Genomic DNA, 9,044 nt, shown 5'->3' on the forward strand with positions numbered 1-9,044 from the left:
GGGGAGGGCCCACCGGCGTCCTCGGTCGCCGGTGCCGTCGCCGGCGCTGTCGTCGGCGACGGCGTCGGCGCTGACGTGCCTGCCGCGGTCGGTGCCGCTGCCGGGGCGGTCATGAGCCGAGGCGTGGTGGTGGGTGTGGTGATGGGTGCGGCGCCAGGCCCCGTGGCCCGGTCCCGCTGCTCGCCGGTCACCGAGGTGCCAGAGCCGTCGGGCGTGGGCGTGGCGGCACCTGGCGCCGCGGGGCCGGGCACCAACCAGCCGGGGACGCCGTCGGTACCCGGTACCGGGACGTCGGCCGAGCCGTCCCTGGCCTCGGCCGGCGGGTCGGGCGGGGCCGTGAGGGCCAGTGCCGGGTCCGGTGTGAGGCCCCCGGCGGCCGGGACAGCGGCGCCCGTGAGCGCACCGGGCTCCGCCAGGACCTCGGGACCGGGCGCAGGCGCGGACGACGGGTCGGTCGGGTCGGTCGCGCCGTCCGCGGCCGGGTCCGGCGACGGAGTCCCGCCGTGCGGCAGCAGGGCGGCGAGCAGCGCCCCGAAGCCCTCGCCCGAGGGGACCGGGCCCGCGGTCAGGACCGGGTCCGGGACGGTCGGTGCGGCGACGACGCGCATCACGCGGCTCCGAGCATGGCCATGATGGACCGGACGTAGTTCTGGGTCTCCGGGTAGGGCGGCACCCCGTCGTAGCGCAGCACGGCACCCGGCCCGGCGTTGTACGCCGCCAGCGCGAGCTCCGTGCTGCCGAACCGGTCGAGGAGGTCGTCGATGAGCCGGGCCGCTCCGTCGACCGCCTGGGCCGGGTCGAAGCTGTTGCTGACCCCGAGGGCATCCGCGGTCCCGGGCATGAGCTGCATCAGTCCCTGGGCGCCGGCAGGGCTCACCGCGCCGGGGTCGAAGCCGGACTCCTGGCGGGCGATGGCGGCGAGCAGCCTGGCGTCGACGCCGTACGTCGCCCCCGCGGTCTCGAAGAGGTCGGCGTACGGGACGTCGCCCACACCCGCTGCGACTCGCCCGACGGTGGCGCCGGCGTCGGGAAGGACGCGACGGATCGTGCTCGGCGTCTCGTAGACCTCACTGACGCGGACGTCCAGCCCGGGCCGCGGGGCCTCGATCATCTTGCCGTCGCCGATGTAGATCCCGATGTGGTGCACCGGTGAGCCGAAGGCGAGGAGGTCTCCGGGCACGGCCTGGTCGAGGCTGGGCACCTCGGTGCCCTCCTGGGCCTGGTCGCGCGACACCCGGGGGAGCTCGATCCCCAGGTTGCGGTAGACCAGCTGGACGAGCCCCGAGCAGTCGAGACCCTTGTTGGGGTCGGTGCCCCCCCACACGTACGGGACGCCGAGGTACTTGCGGGCCTCCGCGACCACCTGGTCACCGGCCACGGACGACCCTGCCGCACCGGTCGAGGCGACGTCGGCGGCTCCGATCGCGCCGTCGAGCGCGGAGGCGAACGCCGTGCCCGACGCGGACGGCGCCATGGGGACGAGCAGGGCCAGCTGGGACTGGATCTGGCTGATCCGGCTGGTCACGTCGCTGACGCTCATCGTGCGGCCTCCCGTCGGCGGAGCCATGCCTGGCCGCCGATGTCGTCGAGCTCGCGCGCGGCAGCGCGCTCGAGCTCCTCGTGCCGCGCCTGCGCCCGGAGCCCGAGCAGGTGCTCGACGGCCCCCAGCCGGGCCCGGTCCCGCTGCCAGTGCTCGTGCGCCGAGGCCTTCAGACGAGCCGCCGCCTCGGCGTCCGCGTGTGCGCGGCCGGCCGCTGCGGCCAGGGCCATCAGGGCCCGACGCTGCTCGGCCCACTGGGGCAACCCTTGGCCCTGGGGAGCACCGTCGGCGGCGCGCAGCCGCACCGTCTGGTCGAGCTCCTCGGCGCGCTGCTCCTGGGCCCGGTGCTCCTCCGACGCACGGAGGAGACCGAGCCGGCTGTCGCGCTCGCGGACCTCCCGGACCCGCGCCACGGCGCGGAGTCCCCGGTCCGGGTCGGTCCTGCTCATGCCGACACCAGCTCGGACAGTCGTTGCCAGGTCTCGTGCAGCGGTGTCGCGTCGTCCATCGCCTGCCGGAGGAACGTCTCGATCAGGTCCATCCTGGCCAGTGCAGCGTCCGCGTCCGGCTCGCTGCCCGCGACGTACGCGCCGATCTCGACGAGCTCGCGCACGTCGCGGTGTGCGGCGAGCATCCGGCGCAGCAGGGTGGCGTCGGCCCGCTGCGCGGCGTTCGTCACCGCCGGCGTGACCCGGGAGATCGACTCGAGGACGTCGACGGCCGGGAAGTGCCCGGCGGTCGCGAGGCGCCGGCTGAGCACCACGTGGCCGTCGAGGATGGAGCGCGCCGTGTCGCCGATCGGGTCCTGCATGTCGTCGCCCTCGACCAGGACCGTGTAGAGACCGGTGATCGAGCCGTGCGGCGACGTGCCGGCCCGCTCGAGCAGGCGTGGCATGAGAGAGAAGACGCTGGGCGGGTAGCCGCGGGTCGCCGGTGGCTCGCCCGCGGACAGGCCGATCTCGCGCTGCGCCATCGCCACCCGGGTGAGGCTGTCCATCATCAGGACCACGTGGCGTCCCTCGTCGCGGAACCACTCCGCGATGCGCGTGGCGACGAACGCGGCGCGCAGGCGCTCGACCGGTGGTGCGTCGGAGGTGGCCACGACGACCACCGAGCGCGCCAGCCCGTCCGGGCCGAGGTCGTTGTCGAGGAACTCCCGGACCTCCCGGCCACGTTCCCCGACCAGGGCGATCACCGCGACCTCGGCGTCGGAGCCCCGGGCGATCATCGAGAGCAGGCTGGACTTGCCGACCCCGGAGCCGGCCATGATGCCGACCCGTTGGCCTCGGCCGCACGGCACCAGCGAGTCCAGGGCGCGCACGCCGAGGCCCAGCGGGGTGTCGATGCGGGGCCGGCTGAGCGCCGGAGGCGCCTGGTGCTCCACGCCCACCCGGGCGAGGGCGTCCAGCGACGGCCCCCCGTCGACCGGGCGACCGAGACCGTCGAGGACGCGTCCCATCAGCTCGTGCCCGACCCGCACCTGGAGCGGACCACCCGTGTGGCGGACGGCGGCGCCGACCTCGATCCCGCGGGTGTGGCCGAGGGGCAGGCAGACCAGCCCGCCGCCGTCGGAGGCGGCCACCTCGGCGAGCAGCTCGGCCGCGCCCGCGGTCCCCGCCTCGACAGCGACCAGGTCGCCGACCGCGGCACGCAGGCCGCTGACCCGCAGGTGCAGCCCCATCGACTCGGTGACCCGGCCGCGCCGGGCGGGTCGCGCGGCCTCGAGGGCGGTGGCGCGGACGTGGGCGAGGACGTCGACGCCGGGGGAGCCGAGCGTGGGGGAGGGTGCGGACACGGTCGTGCTCACGACAACACCTCCCGTACCCGGGCGATGGCCGTGCGGACGCGGAGGTCGAGGACCTGCTCGTCGACCTCCACCATCGCGTCGGCCGGGTCGAGGGTGGGGTCGCCCACCACCCGCACCCCGGAACCGGCCAGGGCGGCGACGGCGTCGTCGTCGGCCACGTCGGGGTGGAGGTGCACGACGAACGGGCGATCGGCCGGCGCCGCGGCCAGCACCCGGGTCACCACGTCGGCCGCGGTGTCGGGGGAGGACCTGAGCTCGTGCCCGACCATGATCTCGGTGAGCTCCCGAGCCAGGTCGACGGACTGCCGCCGCACCAGGTCCTGGACGTCCTCGGTGACCCGGGCCAGCTCGCGGGCGGCGCGGTGGAGCGCCTCGACCGCGGCCTGGTGCCGGACCGTCCACTGTCGCCTGGTCTCGGCGAGCTGCTCGTCGTTGGCGCGGGCGGCCAGGGCCGCGGCGTCGGAGGCCTCCCGGAGTCCCTGGGCCCAGCCGACGGCGTACCCCTGCGACCGGGCCGCAGCCCGGGCGTCCGCGACCATCGCGCCGAGCGCCCGCTCCGTGACCTCGTCGCCCAGCACGGACGACGGGCCGAACCGGGTCCACTCGCCGGACCGCAGCTCGGACGTGCCCAGCGCGCCCGACGGCGGCTGCCCGTCACGGACCGGTGCGTCCTCCGCGACCGCCAGCGGCTGGAGCGGCAGGAAGGCGCGGCTAGTCGACGAACTCATCGTCGCCTCCTCGGCGGACCATGATCTGGCCCTCCTCCTCGAGCTGCCGGATGGTCCGGATCACGCTCTGCTGGGCCTCTTCGACCTGGGAGACCCGGACCTGGCCGAGGAGCTCGACCTCCTCGAGCAGCGTCTCCGAGGCCCGCTCCGACATGTTCGACAGGATCTTGTCGCGCACCCCGGTGGGCACTCCCTTGAGCGCGTACGACAGCTGGGTGGTGTCGACCTGGCGCAGCACCTGCTGGACCGAGCGGTCGTCGAGCGTGACGATGTCCTCGAACATGAACATCCTGCTGCGGACCTCGTCGGCCAGCGCGGGGTCCAGCGCCTCGAGCCCCTCCACGATCTGGCGCTCCGTCGACCGGTCGGAGCGGTTGATGATGTTCACCAGCGGGTCGAGACCGCCGACCTTCGACTGGTCGGCGGGCTGCAGCATCGAGGACAGCTTGCGCTCCAGGATCGACTCCACCGACCGGACGATGTCCGGTGACGTGCGGTCCATGATCGCGATCCGGTGCGCCACGTTGGCCTGCTTGTCGGGCTCGAGGCCTGCCAGCACGAGCGACGCCTTGTCCGCGGTCATGTGAGCCAGCACGAGGGCGATCACCTGCGGGTGCTCGTCGGCGATGAACGACCGCAGCTGCGTCGGGTCGGCCGCACGCAGGAACTGGAAGGGCAGCTGGACCGCGGCCGCGGTCACCCGGTCCATGATCTCCTCGGCCCGCTCCGTGCCGAGCGACTCCTCGAGCAGCTTGCGGGCGAACCCGACGCCGCCCTGGGAGATGTGCCGCCGCGCGGACATCAGGTCACGGAACTCCTCCAGCACCGCCACGCTCTCGGGGTGGCTGATCGACTCGAGGTGGGCGATCTCGGCGGTGACGGCCTCGACCTCGGACTCCGACAGCTGGGACAGCACGTTCGCCGCGCGCTCGCGCCCCAGCTGGATGAGGAGCACCGCGGTCTTGCGGACCCCGGGGTTGGCGAGGGTGACGGCCATCAGGGACGCTCCGCCAGCCAGCCGCGCATCAGGGCGGCGACGTCCTCGGGCTGGCGCTGGATGAGGTCGTCGATCTCCTTGCGGAGGTCCTCGGTCGAGGAGTCCTCGGACTCCGCGAGAGCCAGGGCGGCCGGCGGCAGCTCGACGACCTGGGTGGCGGTCAGGCGCGCCTCGTGGTCCTGGCGGATCTGCTCGACGATGTACGTCGTGGTCTCCTCGAGCTTCTTGGCCCGTCGCCGGGCGGCGAAGGCGGCGCCGAGCCCGAGCAGGGCGACCACGGCCGCGAGCCCGATGTTCTTGTAGAGCTGGCGCTTCTCGTCCGCGGCCTGGGCGGCCTCGGCCTTCGCGAGCTCGGCGGCCGCGGCCTCCTCCGTCGTGCGGTCGAAGGCCATCTGGTTGATCGAGACCGTGTCCCCGCGCTCCTTGTCGATGCCGGCGGTGGCGCCGACCAGCTGGTTGACGTCCCGGATGTCCACGCCGTTGAGGGTCATCGCGTCGGCGTCCAGCGCGACACCGACGTGCAGGCTCGACAGGGACCCGGGGGCCGACACCCGCCGCTCGGTGCGCTCGTCGAGGGCGTTGTCCTCGGTGGTGGTGCCCTCGCGGTAGCTCGAGGCGCCACCGGTGCTCTGGCTGGTGTCCATCTGGCCGTCGGGGCCGACGACGCCGCCGACCGACGGGGCACCGGCACCCTTGTAGGTCTCGGTCGTCGTGCTCGACGACGACGGCGGGTTGGCCTCGTTGAACGTGTAGTTCTTGGTCTCCACGACCGCGTCGTCGAAGTCCAGGGCAGCGATCACCTGCACGGTGGAGTTGCCGGGTCCGAGGACCCGGTCCAGCATGGTCTGCAGCTTGGTCGTGTACTCGTCCTGGACGTCGCTCACCATCTGCGCCTGGGCGCCGCCGTCCGAGACGGCACCGCCGGGCGCGGAGAGCACCTTGCCGGCCGCGTCCGCCACCGTGACCTTGTCGGGATCCAGCCCGTCGATGCTCGACGCGACGAGGTGGACGACCGCCTGCACCTGCTCGGCGGCCAGGGTCGCCCCGGGCCGGCTCTTCACGAGGACCGAGGCCGTGGCGGGTTCCTGCTCGTCGGCGAAGACCTCCTTCTTCGGCAGCGCCAGGTGCACCACCGCCGTGTCGACGCCGTCGATGGCCTCGATCGTCGTCGAGAGCTCGCCCTCCATGGCGCGCTTGAAGTTGGTGTCCTGGGCATCCTGGGAGAGCGACATCCCCTGGTCGTCCAGGATCGAGTACCCCTCGTTGTCCGAGGCTGCCGGGAGCCCCTCGCCGCTCAGCGAGACCCGGGTCGCGTAGACCTGGTCCTGGGGCACCATCACCGTGGCCCCGCCGTCCGCGAGCTCGTAGGCGACACCGTCGGTGTTGAGCTGGTCGACGACCGCCGACACGTCGCTCGCCGAGAGGTTCGAGTACAGGGGGGCGTAGTCGGGCGTCGAGGCCCACCGGAACACCATGAAGCCGCCGAGCAGCAGGGCGACGGTTCCCAGCACGGAGATGGCCTTCTGGCCCGCCGTGAAGGCGCCGAACGTCTCGCGCCCCCTGGTGAAGAGGCGCTGCACCGTGTCCTTCATCAGGCCTGCATCCGCATGATCTCGGTGAACGCCTCGAGGGCCTTGTTGCGCACGGCGACGGTGACCTGCGTGGTGACCGAGGCCTGGGTGGCCGCCACCGTGTAGTCGTGGATGCTCTGCAGGTCACCGGTGGCGGCCTGCACGGCCAGCGTGTCGCTCCGCTGCTGGGCTTGGTCGAGACGGTCGATGCCGTCCAGCACCAGGCTGCCGAAGTCCGGTCCGCTCGAGGAGGGACCGGACGGTCCCTGCGGGCCGGCGGTCGCGCGGCTCGCGTCGACCCGCGGCGCGACGTACGGTGCGAAGCCCGCGGCTTCGACTCCGGACACACTCATGTCACTGGCTGCCGATCTGCAGGGCACTGCTGTAGGAGTCCTGGGCGAACTTGGTGACCTGCACCGAGGCCTGGTAGCCGCGCTGCGCCATGATCAGCTGCGTCATCTGGCTGGTGAGGTCCATCGCCGGTGCCCGCACGTTGCCGTCTGCGTCGGCCAGCGGGTGCCCGGGGGAGCTGACCAGCACTCCCTCGGCGTCGCTCAGGGCGATCCCGGCGACGCCGACGCCGCCCCCGGGCTGCGCCTCCGCCATCACCATCTGGGCCTGGAAGGCATCCTCGGTGGTGCTGTTGATCGTGTTGGCGTTGGCGATGTTGGAGGCGAGCGCGTCCAGCCAGGTCTGGTGCATCCCGAGGCTCGAGGCCGCGATGTTGAGCGTGTCGAACGCACCCATCAGGACGCCGCCATCTTGATGAGCGAGAACCGGTCGCCGACCGCTCGGGTCATCAGCTGGTACTGGAACTGGGTCTGGGTCGCGGCGAGCATCTCCTTGCGGAGGTCGACGTTGTTGCCGTTCGGGCCGACCGGTGTCTCCGAGGCCAGCAGCTGTGCCTCGGCGCCGTGGCGGCCGCCGCTCTCGACCGCCGCGCGCAGGGAGCTCTCGAAGTCCAGGCTGCTGGCTCGGAAGCCCGGCGTGTCGACGTTCGCGACGTTGTCGGCGATGACCCGCTGCCGCAGGGACAACCCGTCGAGGGCGGTGCACAGGACGGCGAACACGGGATCGCTGCTCACAGCGGGCACGGACACGGGGATCCTCCAGAGAACCTGGGTCGGCCGATCCGTCGGCTGGGGGGAGAGCAGTCCGTGCTCAGGTGTCCTGTCGGCCGGGCCCCTGCGGAGTTGAGGGCAATCGGCGAGAAAGTGCCGCCCGGGCCCGGGCCCGTCTGGACCAGTGGCCCGCGGTCGCCGGGCTCAGCCGCAGATGACGAACGAGATCCGGCCCAGGCCGTAGCCGGGAACCGAGATCTCCAGATCCTCGCGGCGCCCCAGGGTCAGCATCAGCGCGCTGAGGTGGGGCGGGTTGGCGGCGCCGGCCGGGTGCATCTCCGCGAGCTTGAGATGGGCGGACCCGGGGACGTTGAAGAGCGAGGCGCCGACGCTGAACACCTCGTAGAGGTTCTCGGCCAGCGGCTGGCCGAGGGTGTTCGTCTCGATGTTCTCCTCGGCGACCGGAGCGGGCAGCAGTGCGAGCGCGGCGCCCACGCGCGCCGAGAACGCCAGGTCGCAGGCGACGACGGCCCTCACGACCAGCCGGTCGTCGGCGTAGACGCCGATGCTGCGCGGGGACGTCGCGCTCGGTGCCAGGGGACCGACCGGGGTCAGGGTCACGTCACGGCCCAGCAGCCCGCTGAACAGGTCCCGGATCTCCTTGGTCGAGGGCAGGTGGGTGGCGGCGGTTCCTGCGGTGGTCATGGTCGATCAGGCCTTCCCCGCGTGCAGCCCGGCCAGCGCCTCCTGGAAGGCCTCCGGCGTGAACGGCTTGGCGATGAGGAACGCCGCACCCGCCGACGCGGCGCGCTGACGCATCTCGTCGGACCCCTCCGAGGTCACGAAGCCGAAGGGCACCTGGCTGCCGCTGTCGCGCAGCGTGGTGAGCGCGTCGATGCCGGTCATCTCGGGCATGTTCCAGTCGGAGAGGACCAGGTCGGGGGCCTCCTGGTGCACCAGCTCGACGGCCTGGCGGCCGTTCTCGGCCTCGATGATCTCGTGGCCGGCGAAGCCGGCCTGGCGCAGGGTCCGGATCACGATCTGGCGCATGACCCGGCTGTCGTCGGCGAGGACGATCTTCATGGGGTGACCTCCAGTGGGTGGGCGTGCTGGGCAGAGGTGGGCAGCGCGAGGACCCGCACCCGGACCGGCGAGCCGTGCCAGGCGAGGTCCAGCGTCAGCTGCGGTTGCAGGTCGGAGGGGGGGACGAGGACGTTGTGCGCCACCAGGGGGAGCGACAGGGTGCTGGGGCCGGGCATCAGCGACTTGACGTTGCCGCCGACGATGTTGGCGAACTCGCCGATCACGTCGGACAGCTCGACCGGGTCCAGTGCCTCGTC

12 protein-coding genes and 1 pseudogene are annotated in these 9,044 nt (G+C 73.0%); all 13 read right to left on the reverse strand.

Translation table 11 applies throughout. The annotated features are described in order from the left end of the window. Positions 1-608, reverse strand: a pseudogene (locus tag JHD21_RS17595) (hypothetical protein); the annotation flags it as partial. Then, positions 608-1,540 carry a transglycosylase SLT domain-containing protein gene (locus tag JHD21_RS17600; protein ID WP_292677812.1) on the reverse strand — a complete coding sequence of 311 codons (933 nt, stop codon included), beginning with the start codon at positions 1,538-1,540 and terminating at the stop codon, positions 608-610. The pseudogene JHD21_RS17595 and the gene JHD21_RS17600, both read right to left, overlap by 1 nt. Beyond that, a complete protein-coding gene (locus JHD21_RS17605) occupies positions 1,537-1,989 on the reverse strand; it encodes a hypothetical protein (RefSeq protein ID WP_292677814.1) in 453 nt (150 codons plus the stop codon). Before JHD21_RS17605 ends, JHD21_RS17600 begins: the two co-directional genes overlap by 4 nt. Continuing rightward, positions 1,986-3,347 carry a FliI/YscN family ATPase gene (locus JHD21_RS17610; protein ID WP_292677816.1) on the reverse strand — a complete coding sequence of 454 codons (1,362 nt, stop codon included), beginning with the start codon at positions 3,345-3,347 and terminating at the stop codon, positions 1,986-1,988. The genes JHD21_RS17605 and JHD21_RS17610 overlap by 4 nt, the downstream gene beginning before the upstream one ends. Further along, positions 3,344-4,075 carry a FliH/SctL family protein gene (locus JHD21_RS17615; RefSeq protein WP_292677818.1) on the reverse strand — a complete coding sequence of 244 codons (732 nt, stop codon included), beginning with the start codon at positions 4,073-4,075 and terminating at the stop codon, positions 3,344-3,346. The genes JHD21_RS17610 and JHD21_RS17615 overlap by 4 nt, the downstream gene beginning before the upstream one ends. Next, positions 4,059-5,072 (reverse strand): flagellar motor switch protein FliG, encoded by a 1,014-nt coding sequence (gene fliG, locus JHD21_RS17620; RefSeq protein WP_292677820.1) that lies wholly within the window; start codon positions 5,070-5,072, stop codon positions 4,059-4,061. The genes JHD21_RS17615 and fliG overlap by 17 nt, the downstream gene beginning before the upstream one ends. Further along, positions 5,072-6,664: a flagellar basal-body MS-ring/collar protein FliF gene (gene fliF / locus JHD21_RS17625; RefSeq protein WP_292677822.1), complete on the reverse strand. Its 1,593-nt coding sequence runs from the start codon at positions 6,662-6,664 to the stop codon at positions 5,072-5,074. Before fliF ends, fliG begins: the two co-directional genes overlap by 1 nt. Then, positions 6,664-6,996 carry a flagellar hook-basal body complex protein FliE gene (fliE, locus tag JHD21_RS17630; RefSeq protein ID WP_292677824.1) on the reverse strand — a complete coding sequence of 111 codons (333 nt, stop codon included), beginning with the start codon at positions 6,994-6,996 and terminating at the stop codon, positions 6,664-6,666. Before fliE ends, fliF begins: the two co-directional genes overlap by 1 nt. Position 6,997: 1 nt before the next feature. Continuing rightward, a complete protein-coding gene (locus JHD21_RS17635) occupies positions 6,998-7,390 on the reverse strand; it encodes a flagellar basal body rod C-terminal domain-containing protein (protein ID WP_292677826.1) in 393 nt (130 codons plus the stop codon). Continuing rightward, positions 7,390-7,743 carry a flagellar basal body protein gene (locus JHD21_RS17640; protein WP_292677827.1) on the reverse strand — a complete coding sequence of 118 codons (354 nt, stop codon included), beginning with the start codon at positions 7,741-7,743 and terminating at the stop codon, positions 7,390-7,392. The genes JHD21_RS17635 and JHD21_RS17640 overlap by 1 nt, the downstream gene beginning before the upstream one ends. A gap of 165 nt (positions 7,744-7,908) precedes the next feature. Then, positions 7,909-8,409 (reverse strand): hypothetical protein, encoded by a 501-nt coding sequence (locus JHD21_RS17645; protein WP_292677829.1) that lies wholly within the window; start codon positions 8,407-8,409, stop codon positions 7,909-7,911. A gap of 6 nt (positions 8,410-8,415) precedes the next feature. Next, positions 8,416-8,787, reverse strand: coding sequence for a response regulator (locus tag JHD21_RS17650; RefSeq protein WP_292677831.1), 372 nt, complete (start codon positions 8,785-8,787; stop codon positions 8,416-8,418). Continuing rightward, positions 8,784-9,044, reverse strand: a 261-nt coding sequence (locus JHD21_RS17655) for a hypothetical protein (RefSeq protein ID WP_292677833.1), incomplete at its 5' end; no start/stop codon positions are given. The genes JHD21_RS17650 and JHD21_RS17655, both read right to left, overlap by 4 nt.

Origin of the sequence: Nocardioides sp. (genome assembly GCF_016462705.1) — a bacterium.
Lineage (GTDB): Bacteria > Actinomycetota > Actinomycetes > Propionibacteriales > Nocardioidaceae > Nocardioides.

Bases quoted from the DNA above. Each gene is read 5' to 3' on its own strand.
- JHD21_RS17600 (WP_292677812.1), bottom strand. From the start codon at position 1,540: ATGAGCGTCAGCGACGTGACCAGCCGGATCAGCCAGATCCAGTCCCAG.
- JHD21_RS17605 (WP_292677814.1), bottom strand. From the start codon at position 1,989: ATGAGCAGGACCGACCCGGACCGGGGACTCCGCGCCGTGGCGCGGGTC.
- JHD21_RS17615 (WP_292677818.1), bottom strand. From the start codon at position 4,075: ATGAGTTCGTCGACTAGCCGCGCCTTCCTGCCGCTCCAGCCGCTGGCG.
- fliG (WP_292677820.1), bottom strand. From the start codon at position 5,072: ATGGCCGTCACCCTCGCCAACCCCGGGGTCCGCAAGACCGCGGTGCTC.
- fliF (WP_292677822.1), bottom strand. From the start codon at position 6,664: ATGAAGGACACGGTGCAGCGCCTCTTCACCAGGGGGCGCGAGACGTTC.
- fliE (WP_292677824.1), bottom strand. From the start codon at position 6,996: ATGAGTGTGTCCGGAGTCGAAGCCGCGGGCTTCGCACCGTACGTCGCG.
- JHD21_RS17635 (WP_292677826.1), bottom strand. From the start codon at position 7,390: ATGGGTGCGTTCGACACGCTCAACATCGCGGCCTCGAGCCTCGGGATG.
- JHD21_RS17645 (WP_292677829.1), bottom strand. From the start codon at position 8,409: ATGACCACCGCAGGAACCGCCGCCACCCACCTGCCCTCGACCAAGGAG.
- JHD21_RS17650 (WP_292677831.1), bottom strand. From the start codon at position 8,787: ATGAAGATCGTCCTCGCCGACGACAGCCGGGTCATGCGCCAGATCGTG.